Raw genomic sequence first — 19,607 nt, 5'->3', positions numbered from 1 at the left:
GCAAAACGACCTTCAAATGGTATTGCCTAAAAACACAAAAGCTTTACCCAAAAATGGTATACAAAAAGCGCTTCTGAACAATTTGTAAGTAATATAGGCGCCACTAAAAAGCATTACCGAATTGCACGTAAAACCCGTTATTGTCGCTTTTACCAACGGCTATTTCAGCCCGAACGATCATTCTTTCTTGTTTTTTTATCATATAGGTAATGCCTGCACCCATCGCCGGATACCAGTTTTCTTCCTTGTTACAGCTTGCTCCGTCACCGTAAAGACATGCGGCGCCGGCAAAAGCCGTTGCTCCCCACTTTTCGCCAAAAGCGTAGCGTTCCTCTACTTCCATTGTTACGGAGTGCGGCGATAAGTATTCACCGCGAGTATACCCACGTAAATCAACAGAGCTGTACCCACTTACAGGGGCATCTTTAGACCAGCTACCTTTAACAATTGCAGCCAAAACAATATCCCCGCCATGCCCCATAAACTTACTGTACTTCGCTGAATATCGATCGAAACTTACATCCCCGCCGAGCCCCTCACGAAATGCCGTATTACTGAGGTTAAGAAAAGAGCCAGATTGAGGCGAATTGTTTGTGTCCCGCGTATCGCGCTCTATTACTACACCAACCCCGTTACTACTAAAGCCTTCAATTCCGGCTAACTTTAAGATTATTTGAGTTCGCTCATCACGACCGGTAATGTCGTAGTTCATCGAAATTAACTGCGCGCCAAAAAACCAATTATTTCGGCCACGCTTCAAATAGCGAATAAAGCCTATATTCAAATCGTCTGTGGTCAACATCCGCACGCCGGACCCAAGAAAATCCTCATAGTCATTTTCGATATTTCCATTCACAACACCGGCCATTAACCGGTGAGAGTCACCAGAGAAATATGTGCGCGCAAAAAGACCGTAAATATCGGAATTCGTATCACTAAAGGAGGCCATAGCACCAAACATAGACGTTGGCGAATCCTCATCAAACTTCACCAAATACCCACCCATTGCACCAATTGTATTACCCAATTTTGGGTCGCTACTAAGGGTGGGCGTAACCAACCAAGGCGATTCGTTTTCTTCCTGCGCACCCACGACTACAGACACAAAAATGTTAAGAAACACAAAAAAATGCAATACTAACCGACGATTCATTGGTGAAGCCCTATTAGACAACGAGAAAGAGATTTTCGAGCAAACTGATATGCGTGCCCCTTATCCATGGGTCACCAAGCTCAACAGGCGCCATCATAACACTAGTACCTTGTGTGCAGAGCGCTTAAGCCAAATCTTCATACAGCCAATAGGCTTAACCCCACAGATAGCGTGCCACACAAAAGTAACATTGCCTTCACCTCCAACCAAAAACATCAAGATATTCAAGCGTGGTTTTGGCGCTATAACCCGACCCCAAGCATTCCCCGCAATACCACTTGCCATCACCAGCCATAAACCGAAATTCCGACAGTCATAAGTCGAAACAGAACAACGGAATTACACCCTTTAACCTAACACACAAGCCACCTATTTGGGGCCTCGCAGTGGTCACCAAAACTGGCCATACCCCAGACCTCGAAAGACATTGGTGTTTACTAGTTATACGCCTAGCTTTTATCACTCGCTCGATTAAAAAAGGCGGGTATGGCGAAAGGTCGAACGTTTTAACTATGGACGTTCATTATCGAATATTTTTAAACAATGCTGATGCAGTCAATGGGTTTTATATTAGTGGTTTTGCTCGGCTAGCTTGTATTAGCGGAATCTTGAAAAACAGCGGCTATGATGATAGGGAGTTTCGCACGGAAGGTAAATTTGGCCTTGTCGTTGGCATTGGGTATCGTGTTTTCGCGAAAAATAATCAGCACATTTACCGGAGAACCTCACAACTGCCGCATATTTTCCTTTTACTAATGTGGAGGAGTATTTATTGTGCTTGCATAGTGCAAATCAAACCAAATATCGGCACGAGGGCCCCGCACGCAAACATGGCTAGTTACTCATCGGCTGATGAAATTCAATAACATTTCTATCCGGATCTCTTATAAAAAAGAATTTTGCACCATCAAATTCAACCTCTCCAGTTATTGTAATACCTAGCTCTCTAACAGATTTTAATGCTGATTCGGCGCTAGTTACTTCTAATGCCACATGAGTATAACCAGTATTTTTTTTGGGAGTATCCATAAGAACATTTTCTGTACACTCAGCATCCCCGTTGAGAATAAAATTTATATTGATCCCAGACGGGTGCTCCATGATTGCAACTGGTTCCGTCCCAACAGGCCCAGCTATAAATATGAACCCTAGTTTCTCGTAAAAAAATCTGGACGTTTTTAGATCCTTAACTCTTAAACCAAGGTGATTAATTTTTGTAATTTCCTTCATTTTAAATTCCCTTATGCATAGTCAGTTAACTTTCTTAATAGCGTAGCGTGCAAACGAAAAAAACGATTCAGCGGAGGCAGAACGCCGAAGCGGTGAAAATTAGTAAAATAGTGATTGATTTGCGGCATATAACGTTGCAAATCCTACTAAAAGAAAAACCACCCAAGAAAAATGCTTTCCTTTGGATCCAGAAATTGCAACTAAAAAATGTAACAAAAATGTGGCTGCAATAATATCTAGAATTGCCAAACGATCCAGTCCTGATTTTGACAAAGAGATAAGAATTGCTGCGAAACCAAACCAACAAACAGTTGTAAGATGCCAAGCAAATCGTAGCGTTCTTCTCGTAAACTCTGAACTACCCATAGTTTTTGGGATATTATCTCGACGAAATAACCGGATTAATATATAGCGTTCGCCTAAATAGGAATGAACAAGTCCAATTGCGACTAATAGCGAAGCCGAAAATAACAACATCACTGTACCCTCACATGTTTATACCCACCACCTGTCTCACCTGCGACCCTTGTGTACTGAGCCAGTGTAATATGAACTAATACGACATACTCAAACGAATGTAGTGATGCTTACATTTATACAGCGGTTTACAATGTGTGCCTTATTCATGGTACTTCCGTATCATGCCAACTTTGCCATTCTCAATTTCAAGAATCTCCATCATCACGTAGGACCAAGGCGATTTCGTACCCTTTTCCACGTCTACATAGACAGCTGAATGACTATATCTAAGTGCAATGGCGGTTTCATTAAAAATACGAATTTCTATTAGTTCAGCCTTAAACCCGGTATTTTTTTTTAAGTACGGTAGCATCGCCTGCCTAAGTCTATCTTTTCCGTCTTTGTACCTTTTTTCATCCGAAAAAAATGGACTATGCGTATGCCCTACATCATCCGTCATGAAATCCAGATACGTTTCTAGATCTGCCTTTGTAGCATCATCCTGCTGAGTGGCAATAAATGTGGCAAAATACTCTTCTGCAAATTTTTCTAGCTGCGGTTCTTTTCCAAATGCGCTTACTGAAACCAAAACAAAAAACGCAGAGGCAATCAAATTCTTCATAGTATCCCCTTTAGTAAAAATAACTTAAACGCCCGAAGAAAGCGCCTACAGTAAGCCGAGATAAGGTTTCCCCGGAACTAGGCTGGCATTGATAGGCTATAGATCCTCTATACGCTTAATCAATAGAGTATTGTCAGGTAACTCAGATGTTCGATATATTTCGGCTCCATTTTTTAATAGAATCAAGGTTGGAAAATCTTTAATGCTATATTTTGCAAATGTCTTATTGCTTTTATCTATTAAACCTTGCAATGGAGTTCTAAATTTATTGTGGTAATCTTCCAGATCAGATTCACCAGTCCACAAGCTTGAAACAATCAAAACCCAATTAATCCTAGGGTATTTATTAACCATTTTATTGAATTCACGCTGTGAATTGGAGCAATTTATAGCCATCGCAGGTTTGGTATCTTTTAGATACCAATCACACCATGTAGCAGTAAAGAACAAGGCAGTAGGCCTATCCTCTACACCAGCAATCACCAACTCAGGTTCATTTTTCAAAAACACAGCATTTGATAGATGCCCAACATCTTTATCTGTAGAAACTAGGGCCAGCTTGTTGTCGAGCGATTCGTTTGCTTTATGCCCCCGATGTACCAAATTCATATTCTTATCAAAAATTAGGTGATACGGGGTCCCAATAAATTTAAATGTCTGTGCCAATTTTCCGTCATCGTCTAAAGTAGTAGGCATTGTTAACCCGAACGCCTCAACAACGCTTTTTACATCATCCGGGCTATCATTAATGCCTAAATTTATACTTATAAACTCGATAGAGCTTCCGAACTTCTCATGCGCTCCTTGAAAGTGAGGCATCTCTTTCATACAGGGACCACACCAAGACGCCCAAAACTTCAGGTATACCGGCTTTTTTCCTTTGTAGTCGGATAAAGTAATACGCTCGCCCGAGGTAATATGTATAGGAACATTCAAAATATCGGTACTGGCGTCTGTGAATGAAACTAGAGACGATAAAATCACAGCAATAACGCAAACTTTCAAATTTTTCACTACCTACTCCTTTGATCATATACATGGGCTTCGTTAGCGAGTGATATTTGTACTACAGTACGCTAGACAACTTATTGATCATATTATGCCTAAACAGGAAGAAGCAAACCTGGAAGATACATTGGCCGCTAATGACCATACCAATGCCCCTACACCTGCCAACTCCAACTCCAACTCCAACTCCAACTCCAACTAAAAGATAGTAAATCTATCAAACATACCATCATAACTATATCAGACGCCACTGAAGCGCCTTGATGACTGCCTGCGTTCTATCACGGCAGTCCAGTTTTCCAAGTATATTTGATATATGATTTTTTACTGTACCTTCGGCTAAAAAAACCGAACTAGCAATCTCCTTGTTGCTGAAGCCTGCTGCCAGATAACGCAGAATTTGTTTCTCTTTTTCGGAAAAATCCTCGAAATTAAAATTCTTTGGTATTGTGGCTATCCCATTATCAGGAAGCAATTCGCGGTTAAGTAGTTGTGGCTCGGCCAAAAAACCGCCTTCGGATATTGTGTGTATCGCTAAGCATAACTTTTCGAAGTTTATATCTTTTAGTAGAAATCCATTCGCGCCAGCGTTTAACGCACTTACGAAGAGTTCATGCTCATCGAAGGTTGTAAGCATTAATACCGGAATTATACAAGCTTGCGCACGCAAGGCTTTGACAAGCTGTATACCATCCAGCACCGGCATACGAATATCGGAAATTATTATATTGGGCACGCCGAAACCGGCCAATTTATCTAGTGCTTCCTGGCCATTACTCGCCTGCCAAATGACATCAAAGGTTTCTTCTAATTCGATAAGCCTAGCTATACCTTCTCGAATCAGTACCTGGTCGTCCACTAAGGCTATTCTAGTCATTTTTAATCTACTGTATTGGGCACACTCAGCGTTAACTGAGTGCCTTTGTCGTGGGGTGCGGGACTGAGTGTTACCTGCCCGCCAAATGGCTTCAGCCTTTCTTTCATACCCTTTATACCGCTGCCTTCCTCGCCATGGTGACCTCCGTTACCATTGTCGATCATCTGTAAAACCAAAGGCGATGTTGATTCACAAAAAACCGCTATAGAAGTCGCTCGCCCGTGGCGTAACGCGTTGCTAATGCCCTCCTGTATGCAAAAAGCCAATTGATCACGAACGACTACTGAATTTACCTCAAGGTTTTCGGGATAATGTACTTGCACCCCTTCAGGTAGGGCTTTGGTTAGCGCATTGAGAACGTCATTGAGGGAGCTACTTTTTATTTCACGCACCTCTCGAACAATTTGACGAAGCTCTTCTAGCGTTTCGTTAACGGACTCTTTTAGGCTACGATGAAAAGCTATTGTATCCTCTGGTGTACGGTGGATGGCGTGTTCTATGTTGAGGCTGAGTACAGTCAGCTTATGTCCGATACTATCATGTAAATCTCTCGCGATGCTTAACCGCGCCTGCCCTTGGGATTGCTCAGTCAGCAGCGATTGAGTGGCGATTAAGGCTAAGTGAGTCTGTTCCAGTTGCTCTTTGTTCTGCCGTGCCGCTATCCTTATCTGACTCGAACCTGCGGCAAACAATTGAAACGCCATAAAGACAAAAATCGTCACTACCGAGCTTGTATTAGCACCATCAATAAAATCGTAACCGATAAGAAATCCATTTAGCAGCAACCAAACCAATAACCACCGGCGGGTAGGCATTGTTTCGGGTAGTAACGACACCCATATCACAAACAAAATCGGTATCACTGAATTGGGGTCTAACACATACAGGGCAAGAGCGACAAACAATTGGGCCACTAAGGCGTAGGCATAGCTAGGGCTTCGCATTACCCCCATGGAGGGGATGCTGGTTAGGAGAAAACACAACAAATACGCCAGATACAGACCAACCCGCAATAACTGATACTGGTGAAGCATGAGGGCATCCATGACGAATATCACCAACCACGTCGCTAAGCCACTGACCTTCATGATGTTTTCGTTATTGTTCATTATCGTGCTTACCTTATTCTAATCAGCTTACTCTATCGCATTGCCTCCAACCCTCAAGGTGCCAAAAGTCATAATCTGAATTATTCAGGTTGTGACCTTTGGCACCTGCTCCGCTTACTGCTGGAGCGCTACTCTACTTACAACTTATTCGCACCACTTAACTATCAAGGGAAATAACCATGAAGCATTTAAACAATACGAACATTTTCACAACCATAGCCGCTGTTGGTTTTTTTGCCGCTAGCCTAACAGTTAATGCCGGCACTCTTAAGGTTGTAGTGGACGGCTACGATAGCACCGAAGGGTCGACCCTTCTTAACATATTTTCTTCCCAAGCAACTTATGAAGCTAATCAAGCTGCAGCCTCTGGCATGGCTAGTTCTAGTGAAGGCAGGGCAACAATTACCCTCAATGGCCTACCCGATGGCCTCTATGCCATAAAGCTGTTTCACGACGAAAACGGAAACGAAAAATTGGACACAAACATGCTGGGTATCCCCAAAGAACAATATGGTTTTTCTAACAACGGTGGCCATTTTGGGCCAGCAAGCTTCAGCGATGCTAAGTTCGAAATAAAGGGTGACACCCAGATTGGAATTACGCTGCGCTAGATTCACACGCCTTAAGACAAAATCAACAGACGAGAACACAACCCATGGACCGCAGAGATTTTATCAAATCGGCCACTGCTTTAGCTGTCGCTAGCAGCACTGGTGGATTTTCAGGCTGTACAATTACCGCCGGTGACACTCCTATGAGCACACAACTTCGCTCACTAGTGCTAAGCCCAATCGCCGAGGACCCGGGTTCCGAACTTAGCGCTCAGGGGCACTGGCCCGCAGATTTACACGGCACTCTATTTCGAAATGGACCGACCTTATTTAGCCGCAACGGTGATAGCCAAGACCATTTGTTTGATGGCGACGGCATGGTTCACGCCTATCGTATCAATGGTGGCAAGATCCGCCATCGCTCACGCTATGTTCAAACAGAAAAATTCGTTCAGGAGCAGCAAGCTAACAAGTTTTTATACAGTGGCTCAGCCTCTGCGCGAACGGCCTCATTGCCCATGCGAACCAACGACACCATCAACATGGCGAACATTAGCGTACGCAAAGTGGGTAAGAGGTACTACGCATTATGGGAAGGAGGCTCGGCCTATGAGATAGACCCAAACACCCTCGCAACGCGCTCACGCATTACATTGTCCCCAGAGTTAGAGCATGCACCCTTCTCCGCGCATCCACTGCAAGATACCAATGGTGATACCTGGAATTTTGGGTCGCTGGTAAACATTGGCCAGGCTAAAACACTACTCTACCAATTGGGGCCAAACGGGGATCTAAAGCGGAAACAACTGATTGATATGGATTTTCCAGGCTATATGCATGCCTTTGCCCTTTCGCAAAATTACATCATACTGTTAAATACCGCTTGCATTCATCAACCGGCAGAAACCTTTGTAGGTGGGTACACATTCCACCAAGATAAACCGAGCCAATTTATTTTTATCGACAAAAACAATCTTGAGGTGAAGCGCACGATAGAAGTACCCGCCAATTTCGTTTTTCATTTTGGCAATGCCTTCGAAGAAGGCGGTAAACTATTGTTGACCGCTTCGGAATACAATAACGCTAACATTATGCTTAAAGGAATGGCGCTGAACACTCACGACGGACTCGGCGCAGGCTACTCAGCAGGCAACATGGTGCAATACGAATTTGAGCTAACCACAGGCCACTACAAAAAATCGAGCACATTCGTCGACCTAGAATTCCCACAGTATGATTTAACCAAGCCCTACCTCGCTCAAACACTATTCGGTGCAGGGGAAACCGGTAATAAGAAGAACAATATTGCTAATGCCTTGGTCGCCATTAACCCCACAACCCTACACCATCAAACGTTTAGCTACGCTAAAAGCATTATTGCCGAAGAACCTTTGTTAGTGCGCTCAAAAACAAATCAGCAATACATAATACAAACCTTTATCGACGTTAAGAATCGCAACGGCGGCATCGCATTATTTGAACCAGCGCGTATAGCCAACGGTCCCATCGCCTTGGCCACAACACAGGCACCAATACCGCTAGGGTTTCACGGTTGCTTTGTGGCAAGCTAATACTTACACAAAAGCAGAAAGGATACCGTTATAGCAATGCACCTACCACCAAGCCCACGTACCCAATAATCAATACAACTCATTTGAGACCTGTAAAATTAAGCTCATGAAAAATGGCGCAAGGAAGCTTAGTGCAGAAGAACAGCATCCAATTCGTAAGATAGCCGTGCAGCGAGTCCATGATGGTGGAAGTGCGGCCGAAGTTACACGCAGTTTCGGCCTTGGAAGCCGAAGAGTTTTCACCTAGTTGCGTTTCGCGCGTAAAAAATATACTGAAGCTCAGGCACCCAAAGTACGAACTGGACGCAATGGATAAGTGTATTGAATGCTTAAAAAGCTTCCAAAAAGGCCGCAGCTACCCTTCCATGCTCATCGTTGATGGGTATCCTGCACGTATATCAAAGAAGGTAACGGACTATCTTGATTTACTCAAAGAAGAAGTTGAAATGGTATTTCTACCATCGTATGCACCCGATTTAAGTCCCGATGAGCTAGTATGGAATCAGATGAGAATTATCGGACCATAAAATAGCCACTGAAGAAGCGAAATTATTAATGAATCGTGGCGTTTTAGATCTAGAAAGCATCAAACGGGATAAGGCTCCGATTAAATCAATCTTTCAAACGGCAACTGTAGTGTTCGCTACCGCCTAGGTAGTAGCTCCGTCAAACCCTTCCCCGTATAGCTAGCTCTCCCCCCTCAAAGTACTATGTTTTACCCAACTTCCATTTAACCATCGGTCAATACCCCGTTAAAGGACCCTCGACTTTCCTTATGCACAATGATTAGCCCTGAACACCAGCACAGTCCCATCTCCACAGTGTTTCGTTAAGAGGCCAATTTTGGACACGTCATTTTGATCAACCCGCTAAGGGTACCTTTGGATGGTGTCACGCCTCGCAAAACAAAACCTTCTATTTCTTTTTGGACATTTTGTGCACAAGCCACCACTTGCCTTCAATTTTCATCATATTGAAGTAATCGATGTAGCCAAATTTCTGATTTCCAATATTTACTTTCACTGAAGCTAATGGAGCAGACACATCGATATAGAGTATCTCCGTCTTCCAATTCAGCGACACATCATTTTTAGAGGGATCATACCAAGACAGGTATGTGCTTTTATCAACCTGAAAGAGTCCGCCATCATCTCCTACAGAAAACATTTTCCAATCGTCATGTAGAATCTGCCGATAGTATTTCGGATCCGAAGTTACATGGCCCTCATGATAAAACTCCATAATCACTTCTTTGATTAAAAGCTTATCCACGTCATCATCTATAGTCTTGATGCGATTACATGCGATCATCAAAAATCCAATAAGGGCTAGTAGTACGATATTCCCTATTATCTTCATCATTTTTTCCCGCAATTAGATAATGTATAGAGGACCTCAACTTTAGGTGGAAGTACCATCAGAGATCAGACAGCAGTAATTGATGCGGACCAATGCAAGGTTCTCACTTACCAAAAAAAAAATTAGGCAACCAGCAGCTCGCCACTTAGAATGTATATTTGTCGCTACAAAACTCATTACTCGACCGTCAGGTAGAAGGAAGACGCTCAGTACAAAAGCTAAACGCCCTGAACGTATCCGCGCACAGGGTATTACGGAAAGGTAGGTCTAGACACTCTTCCTTGCCCGACTTATGTATCAGGTAACCAGCAGTTGGCAACCACATTAAAGAGTTGGCGACAATAGCATCCATATTTCCAAATGGACTCCGACTAATGAAAAGCTTCTGAAGCTGTAGCGTAAAAAACTCAGTTAATCGGTAGCCACATCGAAAATATGTTTTCGTAATATAGTTTTTGCGATTATTAATTCTTCCTATATTACGTGAAAGCACTATTTTAATTTTGGCAAGAGAGCTTTAAACTTAACCTGAGCATATCTTTAAGTTGTACACCCTGTTCGTAGATGGGTTCAGAATAATTATCGATAAAGAAATTCGCCCAAATACTCGTAACCCTAAAACCAAATCGCTGATAAAATAGCAATTGATAACCAAATGTTCCAGTCCCCAACTCAAGCTGCTTATCGCCACTTTCCGTAAAGCACTTTATAACATATTCCAGCAGCTTGGTACCAACCCCCTGTTTTTGTTTATCTGGACTCACCACGAGATTAAATATCTCCCAAACGCCTGCTTTATTCAAATTTGTTACGCATACACCGACCAACGAATTTTCAACAAAAGCACCAAAGCATTTCGCTCCAGGAAGATACCTTTCAATACTCATCTCTTCCGGGTCTGCATGTAGCATTAGGCTCAGCGGTATTGCATTTTGCGAAATATTTCTTATGGCAGTCATTTTATTTTAACTTTTTTGTTCCAAAAATATTCCCGATTTTGACGTCTGAGTACATCAGGAAATATTAGTAAGCACCAAAGAGAACGCAGACAGTTTCAGGTTGCTCACAAATTAATGGCTAGGTGTATACCCCGTTAACAGTAGAGGAGCCTTAAAGTACTGCTATATTCTTGCCAAGAAGGCAAGATTTAGTCTAGCACCTTTCCGTAATGGGAAGGTGAGGAATTGGGCAGGCTTACCAATGAACGACCAGAAAACAATTCTACTCGTGTAGTAATCGAAAGGGCAGAAACACAGAAAAAATCGACGGAACCATATTTCGCACCTACCAGCTAGCTTAGCCGGCAGTCACATTTATGGCTAGCGCGCCTTGCATAAACGTAAGTTATTCTAGTAGCATTTCTGCCTATGCAAATGTTATTTTGAAATATCCAAAATTTACTGGCGAAGTGTTTTCTCTATGAGTCTCGAATTATAAATGCGATCGTCTTCAGGTGTTCATCCTCAAGCTCAAATTGGATACCTCTAAATAATTCAAGATTTAAGTTTGGAAGATGTCGCGCAAAAGGAGTAGAGCGCGACATTTAGGCTATACACTCTTCTACCTAAATAGATTCACGGAGCTACTGGTTAACCCGATGATGCTGATCTGATGGCCTGCATGTAAATATCACTAATTCGACACTCCTGCACCCTCAGCTCCTATCGGTGATTTTTACCCTTTACATAATTTTACTTGTATTTTCCCACCAACATACCCCTGCCAAGAATTTTCATTTACAAAATATTATATTTTTTTCCTACGAAAACTTCCTGAATTGACCAATTCCCCCTATAGAATATTAGTAAACGTCTATTACACACTTAGTTGACTGTAGCTTGCCTCATCTAAAATTTTGGTCCAGAAAAATAAATACGCACTGAATTCATTCAACTTCGTAAACTCTAGTTACTTTGTGGGCAGCAACACAAAAATGCTTACGCACTGTATATGGAAATAATTTACTTCGGCGCAGATATCCTTTTTTTATTTATTCTTGGGCGACGTAAATGCTACGCGAGAGTTTTTTCCTACTAGGAGGCGGCCCAGTTCTCACAATATGCATGAGCCTTATCACGTAACTAAGTATTAGTGCTCATAACGCGTTGTGGCGGTGCTTGGTTTTCATTATGGTTCGCGCAACATTTACCTTTGTTGTTATCACGTGATCGTTGGCGTTAGCCTCGCGCCACAGCTTCTCAAACGTAAAACCTACTATATTGCAGTGTCATACGCTTGTTTAACTTGTTTATCTAATCGATATTTCTAATGAAAATGGAAGATAAAAATTGTGACTAACCATAAATATCCAATCAGCTCTATTATTCCAGTTGTGCTTTTAAGTGTTGCTATAACCAGCTGCGGTGGTGAAAGCCTAGACGAAGAGGGATCGCAACCACTTTCCAATGACAATTCATCCTTAAGTACAAGCTCGTCCTCTAGCAGCGGATCACTCTCGGACGGCGATTCACCGACGAGTAGCAGCTCGTCCTCTAGCAGCGGATCACCTTCTGACGGCGATTCACCAACGAGTAGCAGCTCGTCCTCTAGCAGCGGATCACCTTCTGACGGCGATTCACCAACGAGTAGCAGCTCGTCCTCTAGCAGCGGATCACCTTCTGACGGCGATTCACCAACGAGTAGTAGCTCATCTTCTAGCAGTAGCTCATCTTCTAGCAGTAGCTCATCATCCAGCAGTAGCTCATCATCCAGCAGTAGCTCATCATCCAGCAGTTCGCCCTCATCTGGAGGTTCAGATGAGCTAGTGTCTTTCCCTGGTGCGGAAGGCTACGGGAAGTACACCACGGGTGGGCGCGGTGGCGAGGTTTATATTGTTACCAACCTTAATTCTTCTGGGCAAGGCAGCTTAAAAGATGCGCTTTCTAAATCTGGCCGCACAGTGGTTTTTGAAGTATCTGGTACCATCGTAGGGCGCTTTAAAGTACCCAGCAATACAACTATTGCCGGTCAAACTGCGCCTGGAGACGGTATTACCATTTATGGCGAGATGCAGCACGGTAGCAATGTCATCGTGCGTTATATTCGCGTACGTTTCGACGGTAACGGCGACAGGGATGCATTTGGTACACGATACCAAGAAAATGTAATGATAGACCACGTTACAGCCAGTTGGAGTCGCGATGAAGTTATGTCCATCTACCACGGTAAGAACGTCACCATTCAGTGGTCATTGATATCTGAAGCTTGCCCGAACGAAGGTACAGACTCCCACCGCTTTGGTGGAATCTGGGGGAATGACTACTCAACGTACCATCACAATTTGATTGCCCACAATGAAAATCGAACGCCGCGCTGGGCTTCAGGAGCGGGGCACAACGACTACCGCAACAACGTTACCTATAACTGGGGTTATGGCGGTTCTTATGGCGGAGAGCGTGTACAAAGTGGCACCGACCATATCGGTAGTTGGGTTAACTTGGTTGCCAACTACTACAAACCTGGACCAGGCTCAGAATCCGACGACCGCATTGTTTCACCGTCTTCACGTGGAACTGGTGATGAGGGAAATTGGTATGTTTCCGATAACTACGTAGAAGGTAGTGCTGATGTCACAAGCGATAACTGGAAGGGCGTTAAAAGTAGTAAATATATCAAAATGTCGGCCCCATGGGAGGCCATGCCGATAAATCAGGAAACAGCAGAGCAAGCCTATGAAAGTGTTCTAGCTGATGTGGGTGCCTCAATGCCTAAGCGTGACTCCGTTGATGAACGAATTATTTCCGAAGTTAGAAATGGTACTTACTCACTAGGGCAAAATGGTTTTATCTCATGCCCGGCGGAAGCTCAGCTACCAACACTTAACAGTACTCCCGCCCCAGCAGACAGCGACCGTGACGGTATGGCAGACAGTTGGGAGCAGGCAAATGGCCTTAATCCAAACGATGCCAGCGACAGAAACGACAAGGATGCTATCGGCTACACTATGTTAGAGAACTATCTAAATACAATCGATAGCCTTTAATAGTAAACAGCGCCAGGGGGGGTTAGCTACCTCCTGGCGTTTGATGTACTTCCACTAAATCTTGTATTTATTTACAGTAAGCGCCCATTAACTAGGGTGTCTTGACATCCTTACATTTAAAATTCCACGGCAATAATTTTTCAAGATCCTCCATCGTCTCTGCGTAAGGCAATTTTTTCAACATATCCTTAAAATAACCATAAGGCTCAAGCCCATTCGCTTTTGCCGTTTCAATTAAACTGTAGTAAATCGCGCTGGCATTTGCCCCTTTCGGAGTATCACTAAAAAGCCAATTACGTCGACCAACACAAAAAGGTCGTATGGCGTTTTCCGCTAGAATATTGCTGATGGGGATTTCCCCCTGCTCGCAGTATAAGGTCAGCTTTTCCCACTGGTTTAAGGTGTAGCTAATAGCTTTCCACGTTAATCCTTCTTTTGATACCCGGCTTTCATTTTTTTCTAGCCAAGTTTTTAGTGTGTTGAGTAAACCCTGTGAATGCATAAACAGTAAGAAAACCCACGCCCAACACCTATAAATGGAGCTTGAAAGGCTGGTTTCGTGATGTATTCTGGATTTCACTCTGAGTGAGTTCCAGAGCACATAAAATCCATAAATAAATAAAAAAACGGCTCAAGTTTTTGTTACTATTTTTTCACCACAAAAAAAAGAATAAAAACAAGAGCCGTTTCGATATGAAGTATAGCAAGACCGAGATTAACAGTAAAACCCACGCCGTCCCTGACGTCCGTTTTGACGACCAGAAACTCACGTCGTTTGGGGGTTTGGTCATATTTCAGTTGATGCTAAAATCGCTTAACTTAAAACATCGCTTAAGGCAATGCTTAGAGCGCGGCCAACCGAATCAGACATACGGGCAAGCGACATTAGTTATACTCCTTATTGTCCATATCACCCTAGGTTATCGTAAGTTAAGTGATATAAAGTTCTACCAGCATGATCCTATAGTAAAACACCTGCATGGGCTCAACAGTCTGCCTAATGACTCAACGCTTAGCCGTCGACTGAACGCCGTTACAGGTCAGCATATTGAAAAAGTCTCACTTTTATCTCAGCAATTGGTCGTGGATCGCTGCGTCGAAGAAAAATTATCTCGCATTACCCTGGACTTTGATGGATCTGTAATATCAAGTAAACGCTACGCAGAAGGCACCGCCGTTGGGTACAACAAAAAACACAGGGGTGAGCGAAGCTACTATCCTTTATTCTGTACAATCGCACAAACAGGACAAGTCTTTGACGTATTACACCGCTCTGAAAATGTTCATGATTCAAATGGCGCCCATAAATTCATTCTTGCCAATATCCGTAGAATAAGGCATTTTATGCCCAAAATTGCGATTGAAGTGAGAATGGATAGCGCCTTCTTTAGCGATGAAATCATTAGCTTACTGAGTCAGCAGAAAGTTGAATTTACCATCAGCGTACCCTTTGAGCGGCACCTAAAGCTTAAAAACATTTTAGAGAAAGAAGAGGGTTGGTCCAAAATAGACAGTACGTATAGCACGACGGAAATTGACTGGAAACCCAAATCCTGGTCTAAGTCATTTCGCATGATTGGCGTTCAAAGAAAAGTCTTTATTCAACACAAAGGTGTTGTTCAGCTCGATCTATTTATACCCTATAAAACTGGGGTTGATTATACCGTCATTGTCACTAACGCCAAGAGAAGTGCTAAAAAGGTGATGGAATGTCATCAAGGGCGCGGTTCTCAGGAAGGTTTGTTTGCGGAATTAAAGTCGCAGGCTCAAATGGACTACATTCCCGTTAAAACAAAATTCGGAAATAATATGTATTTGCTTTGTGCCGTCATGGCACATAACCTGAATCGTGAGCTGCAAATGAAAACCCATGATAAATCGCGTAAGGCGAACGCAAAACGCGCGGCTTTCTGGGTATTCGAATCTTTGAGCCGAGTAAGAAATACCCTTTTTATTCACGCGGGAAGATTGATTCGCCCAAATGGCCAGTTAGTGCTGAGCATGAACTCAAATGACACACTAAAAAATGATATGGATAAGTATTTCGCGTGCCTAAGTTAGCCAGATTTATGCATAATTAGGGTAAAGGGACGCTTTCCTGCTGTCGGGTTTGGATTTTTTCTTCGGCTGTTTTGCCTTGTATCTGGCGCTCAACCAGGTAAAGCTTGTTGATAAGCGATAATCCCATGCGGGCCTTGCTGGGAGCTCTCGATTTTGCGTTAGCTTTTAAATCTTTGCTTGCTGCTTTTTCGGCTTCGTCAAACTTGCGGCGTGCATGATCCCAGCACCCAGCATGTTGGAGTTTCTGCTTTTTCACCACAGCATTGTAGCCAGCATAACCATCAGTTTGCAGAGCGCCATTAAACCCTTCTAACAGGCGCAACGGCACCTCCTTACTTCGAGATGGATCATACTCAAACAAAACACTGGGTTGATCTGGAGGCCCTCCACGGGTTAACCACATCCACTTGTCACTGGTTGCGCTCCGACCGGGTTCTTTGAGCACCTGAACGCGGGTCTCATCGGCTTGTATAAGATCACCATTCCATTGATGCTCTCGCATTAGCTTGATTAGCGGAGCAAGCTGTAACGATAAACGTATTAGCCAATTGGCCAGTGTAGTGCGTGTAACACTGCCACCATAGCGCCCCAAAATGCCTTCTAAACGATAGAGTGGCAACGCATCCATGTATTTAGCAGTAATGATGTAGGCCAATGTGTTGGTGCTGGCAACAGCTTTCGGTAGCGGGTGTTTAGGTAAGGGGGCAGAAACAATTCTACGCTTATTTTCTCCGCCAATATTTTTATCTTCGTCGTCGATAAAAATCGCTTTTTCTTGCATCAGTTCAATCACTTGAACCTGTGCCGGGATAATATCCAGCTCTTCTTTAACTTTGACAAAGTAGGTGTCGATAGCGCCGTCTTTTGCCTCATCACTGAGTTCAATGCGGTGCTGAACACGCGGTATAGTGGGATTTAGCCCTTTGCGGCCCGAGGGCTTTTTCTTCTTGGGCTCATCATCGGCTTCCTGCTCAACCTCTATGGCTTCTGCTTCATCAAACATCCCCAGCTGATTAGGCTGTTGCTCGCTACTGCGGCCATACAGTTTTTGTTTTTGTTGCCGAAGCAGCTCTTCCAGTACGGCAATTCGAGCTTTTTGCGACTGTATGACTTGAGTTTTTTTGCCAATGACCTGATCTTTTTCGTCAAGTAGATTTTCTTTTTGTTCGAGCTGCGTATTTTCTTCCAGCAGCAGATCGCGCCACGAACCTTCATCAAAAGTGGAGTCGCTATCGCTTACATTCTGAGTATTTGGAGGTGAAGTCATGGCGTGGATTATACCAAATTATCCCCCGCTATTTTTAAAATACTGTTTCGTAATGCAGTTTTTTATGGGGTTTCATCGCGCTCAGATCATAGCCATCCAGTAGCCAATTTAATTGTTGTCCGCTGAGGGTGATAATGTCATCCCCCTGCCTAGGCCACTTGAATTTTTCTTCGGCTAAGCTCTTGTAATACAGGACAAAACCGTTTCTTTCCCAAAATAGGCATTTGATTTTGTTGCGGCGCTTGTTGGTAAGTAAGCGCCAAACGAACTACACCCTTCAGTCAGCTTGAATCACTCACTACTCTACAGCCTCACTTATCAAGGAGGCTGTATGGCTTACCAAAAATACAATTGGCCCGAGATTTTCGAAAAATTCGATTCGTCAGGGCTCTCGCAGACAGAGTTCTGCAAACAACACAATCTCAATACCAAATATTTCAACTTAAAGCTCTCCAAGCGCAAAGCTCAAGACGGTGGTGCTTTTGCGAAAGCTATTGTGCAGTTGGAGCCAGCCTCACCTGAAGGCCTGACTGTAGAGGTGGGCCATTGTAAAATCCATTGCCCTGCGACCATGTCCATACCGTCCTTCGTCTCATTGGTGCGCTCTCTGGCATGATCCAGTGGCGAGATTCAATTCCAATCTACTTACACCGTGACCCTGTAGATTTCCGCAAAGCCATTAATGGATTGGCCGTCATCGTCAGCGAAGAGATGGCGCTGGATGTTTACGATAGTGCCTTGTTTGTCTTCTGCAATAAGAACCGTAGCCAGCTTAAAGTCCTGTACTGGGATAGCACCGGTTTTTCCCTCTGGCAGAAGCGTTTAGAAAAAGCTAAATTCAAATGGCCTAGGAAAGCGCCGCTGGCGACGGTTTCAATAACCTACGAGCAATGGTGTTGGTTGTTACGCGGCTTCGACTTTGCCAAATTTATGCCCCATCAGCAATTAAAGTATACCGAAGTCGTTTAAATATTTTGTATAATAGCCGCTATGAACGATGCAGCGGCCTTACAAAAAGAAAATGATTTATTGCGTGAGCAGCTCGCCGCTGAAAAAGTAAAAAGTGGAGAAAGAATAGCCGCGCGTGATGCACAAATATCGGCTCTTCACGAACAAATAAAACATCTTCTCAGTAAGCGCTTCGGCACCTCTAGTGAAAAATCATCGCCAGATCAGATGGGCTTATTTAATGAAGTAGAAGAATGCCTGGTTGATGAAGCTTTAATCTCAGAATCTGAAACTACGGTTGTTAAAAGCCATACACGTAAAAGTAAACCTCGGATCACCCTTCCAGACAACCTCCCACGTGAAGACATTATCCACGACCTGCCGGAAGAGGAGAAAGTATGCCCGCACGATGGCTCCGAGCTTAAAAACATTGGCAGTGACGATCATGAGCAATTAGAGATCATTCCAGCCAAGATCAAAGTGATACGGCATAAGCGGCTCAAATATGCTTGCCCCTGCTGTGACAATCATATTGTTACTGCGAGCAAGCCAAAACAACCCATCGAAAAAAGCATTGCTAGTCCTAGCTTACTTTCCTACATCGCCACTCAAAAATATGCTGACGCCTTACCGCTGTACCGCCAAAGCGAGATGTTCAAGCGCATAGGCATTAAGCTGGATAGAACGAATATGGCCAACTGGATGGTCAAATGCGGTGAGCGAGTACAACCACTTATTAACTTACTGATCGATCATCTCCATAGTCAACCGTGCTTGCATGTAGATGAAACCACGCTGCAGGTATTAGATGAGCCCGGAAAGGCAGCGCAAAGTAAAAGCTACATGTGGGTAATGACCAACACCGGCCACCAGCCCGCATGCGTGTTCCATTATGCTGATACGCGTAGCCAGCAAGTACCACTAAACCTGCTCAGTCAAGATAACGCTGCGATTATGGTGGATGGCTATGAGGGTTACCAAAGAGCGTGCACTGAGTACGGCATTACTCGTATAGGTTGTTGGGCGCACGCCAGAAGAAAGTTTAAAGATGCACAAGCATTACAAAAGAAAGGAAAAACGGGCAAAGCCGATCAAGCTTTAGCCTATATCCAAAAGCTCTACGTCATTGAGAAGAAAATCAAAGGCGAACCGCCGGATAAACGCTACCAAATTCGTCAAAGCGACGCCTTGCCGATCCTCGAAAAACTAAAAACATGGATGGAGAAAAGCCTTGTTACTGTGCCACCACAAACGGCAATCGGTAAAGCCTTGGTGTACCTGAATAATCAATGGGGTCGCTTGGTTGGCTATGTCGACGATGGTCGATACCCAATTGATAACAACGCGGCGGAGAGATCAATAGTAAGCGCCCATTAACCCGGGTAATACCCAGCCAACAATCATCAGCTC

Annotated in this window: 17 protein-coding genes and 3 pseudogenes; 8 read left to right on the top strand and 12 right to left on the bottom strand. The window is 43.7% G+C overall.

Features of this window, described 5'->3' with window-relative positions; translation table 11 throughout:
• Window positions 1-103: 103 nt before the first annotated feature.
• The 7 genes and pseudogenes from H5336_RS14655 to H5336_RS14625 form a co-directional block, all read right to left on the bottom strand.
• Window positions 104-1,153 carry a BamA/TamA family outer membrane protein gene (locus tag H5336_RS14655; protein WP_185235005.1) on the bottom strand — a complete coding sequence of 350 codons (1,050 nt, stop codon included), beginning with the start codon at window positions 1,151-1,153 and terminating at the stop codon, window positions 104-106.
• Window positions 1,154-1,987: 834 nt separating this feature from the next.
• A complete protein-coding gene (locus H5336_RS14650; RefSeq protein WP_185235004.1) occupies window positions 1,988-2,383 on the bottom strand; it encodes a VOC family protein in 396 nt (131 codons plus the stop codon).
• Window positions 2,384-2,482: 99 nt separating this feature from the next.
• Window positions 2,483-2,860, bottom strand: a complete 378-nt coding sequence (locus H5336_RS14645) for a hypothetical protein (RefSeq protein WP_185235003.1) — start codon at window positions 2,858-2,860, stop codon at window positions 2,483-2,485.
• 142 nt (window positions 2,861-3,002) lie between these two features.
• A complete protein-coding gene (locus H5336_RS14640) occupies window positions 3,003-3,464 on the bottom strand; it encodes a nuclear transport factor 2 family protein (RefSeq protein WP_185235002.1) in 462 nt (153 codons plus the stop codon).
• Window positions 3,465-3,560: 96 nt separating this feature from the next.
• Window positions 3,561-4,373, bottom strand: a pseudogene (locus H5336_RS14635) (TlpA family protein disulfide reductase); the annotation flags it as partial.
• Between the two features lie 334 nt (window positions 4,374-4,707).
• The gene (locus H5336_RS14630) at window positions 4,708-5,349 is read right to left on the bottom strand and encodes a response regulator (protein WP_185235000.1); all 642 of its coding nucleotides are present in this window, start codon (window positions 5,347-5,349) and stop codon (window positions 4,708-4,710) included.
• A 2-nt stretch (window positions 5,350-5,351) separates the two neighbouring features.
• On the bottom strand, window positions 5,352-6,458 hold the full coding sequence (locus H5336_RS14625) for a sensor histidine kinase (protein ID WP_185234999.1): 1,107 nt from the start codon (window positions 6,456-6,458) through the stop codon (window positions 5,352-5,354).
• A 179-nt stretch (window positions 6,459-6,637) separates the two neighbouring features.
• Between H5336_RS14625 and H5336_RS14620 the strand changes: the two genes are divergently transcribed.
• From H5336_RS14620 to H5336_RS14610, 3 genes are all read left to right on the top strand, one after another.
• Window positions 6,638-7,069 (top strand): DUF2141 domain-containing protein, encoded by a 432-nt coding sequence (locus tag H5336_RS14620; RefSeq protein WP_185234998.1) that lies wholly within the window; start codon window positions 6,638-6,640, stop codon window positions 7,067-7,069.
• A gap of 143 nt (window positions 7,070-7,212) precedes the next feature.
• Window positions 7,213-8,580 carry a carotenoid oxygenase family protein gene (locus H5336_RS14615; RefSeq protein WP_185234997.1) on the top strand — a complete coding sequence of 456 codons (1,368 nt, stop codon included), beginning with the start codon at window positions 7,213-7,215 and terminating at the stop codon, window positions 8,578-8,580.
• Window positions 8,581-8,759: 179 nt separating this feature from the next.
• Entirely contained in the window at window positions 8,760-9,107 is a 348-nt protein-coding gene (locus H5336_RS14610; RefSeq protein WP_185234996.1) for a transposase, read from the top strand.
• A gap of 388 nt (window positions 9,108-9,495) precedes the next feature.
• On the opposite strand, the gene H5336_RS14605 is transcribed toward H5336_RS14610, so the two are convergent.
• Together H5336_RS14605 and H5336_RS14600 are read right to left on the bottom strand one after the other, a co-directional pair.
• The gene (locus tag H5336_RS14605; protein WP_185234995.1) at window positions 9,496-9,942 is read right to left on the bottom strand and encodes a nuclear transport factor 2 family protein; all 447 of its coding nucleotides are present in this window, start codon (window positions 9,940-9,942) and stop codon (window positions 9,496-9,498) included.
• Between the two features lie 494 nt (window positions 9,943-10,436).
• The gene (locus H5336_RS14600) at window positions 10,437-10,898 is read right to left on the bottom strand and encodes a GNAT family N-acetyltransferase (RefSeq protein WP_185234994.1); all 462 of its coding nucleotides are present in this window, start codon (window positions 10,896-10,898) and stop codon (window positions 10,437-10,439) included.
• A 1,331-nt stretch (window positions 10,899-12,229) separates the two neighbouring features.
• Here H5336_RS14600 and H5336_RS14595 point away from each other — a divergent pair.
• Window positions 12,230-13,921 carry a pectate lyase family protein gene (locus H5336_RS14595; RefSeq protein WP_221628062.1) on the top strand — a complete coding sequence of 564 codons (1,692 nt, stop codon included), beginning with the start codon at window positions 12,230-12,232 and terminating at the stop codon, window positions 13,919-13,921.
• A 91-nt stretch (window positions 13,922-14,012) separates the two neighbouring features.
• On the opposite strand, the gene H5336_RS14590 is transcribed toward H5336_RS14595, so the two are convergent.
• A complete protein-coding gene (locus H5336_RS14590) occupies window positions 14,013-14,501 on the bottom strand; it encodes an IS66 family transposase (protein WP_185234993.1) in 489 nt (162 codons plus the stop codon).
• Between the two features lie 113 nt (window positions 14,502-14,614).
• On the opposite strand from H5336_RS14590, the gene H5336_RS14585 reads away from it, so the two are divergent.
• Window positions 14,615-15,982 carry an IS1380 family transposase gene (locus H5336_RS14585; RefSeq protein ID WP_185234992.1) on the top strand — a complete coding sequence of 456 codons (1,368 nt, stop codon included), beginning with the start codon at window positions 14,615-14,617 and terminating at the stop codon, window positions 15,980-15,982.
• 16 nt (window positions 15,983-15,998) lie between these two features.
• Here the strand turns inward: H5336_RS14585 and tnpC (H5336_RS14580) are convergent, their stop codons facing one another.
• Both tnpC (H5336_RS14580) and tnpB (H5336_RS23845) read right to left on the bottom strand, forming a co-directional pair.
• A complete protein-coding gene (tnpC, locus tag H5336_RS14580; protein ID WP_185234991.1) occupies window positions 15,999-17,249 on the bottom strand; it encodes an IS66 family transposase in 1,251 nt (416 codons plus the stop codon).
• Window positions 17,250-17,283: 34 nt separating this feature from the next.
• Window positions 17,284-17,490 (bottom strand): annotated as a pseudogene (gene tnpB / locus H5336_RS23845) (IS66 family insertion sequence element accessory protein TnpB); the annotation flags it as partial.
• 90 nt (window positions 17,491-17,580) lie between these two features.
• On the opposite strand from tnpB (H5336_RS23845), the gene tnpA reads away from it, so the two are divergent.
• The 3 genes and pseudogenes from tnpA to tnpC (H5336_RS14560) all read left to right on the top strand — a co-directional run.
• Window positions 17,581-17,865 carry an IS66 family insertion sequence element accessory protein TnpA gene (gene tnpA / locus H5336_RS14570; protein ID WP_185231924.1) on the top strand — a complete coding sequence of 95 codons (285 nt, stop codon included), beginning with the start codon at window positions 17,581-17,583 and terminating at the stop codon, window positions 17,863-17,865.
• On the top strand, window positions 17,862-18,218 hold the full coding sequence (gene tnpB / locus H5336_RS14565) for an IS66 family insertion sequence element accessory protein TnpB (protein WP_185231926.1): 357 nt from the start codon (window positions 17,862-17,864) through the stop codon (window positions 18,216-18,218). Before tnpA ends, tnpB (H5336_RS14565) begins: the two co-directional genes overlap by 4 nt.
• 21 nt (window positions 18,219-18,239) lie before the next feature.
• Window positions 18,240-19,559: pseudogene (gene tnpC, locus H5336_RS14560) on the top strand (IS66 family transposase); the annotation flags it as partial.
• Between the last annotated feature and the right edge of the window lie 48 nt (window positions 19,560-19,607).

Origin of the sequence: Teredinibacter franksiae, assembly GCF_014218805.1 — a bacterium.
GTDB lineage: Bacteria > Pseudomonadota > Gammaproteobacteria > Pseudomonadales > Cellvibrionaceae > Teredinibacter > Teredinibacter franksiae.
Note: the sequence above shows the minus strand (reverse complement) of the source record. Positions and strands in the feature narration are given on the sequence as shown.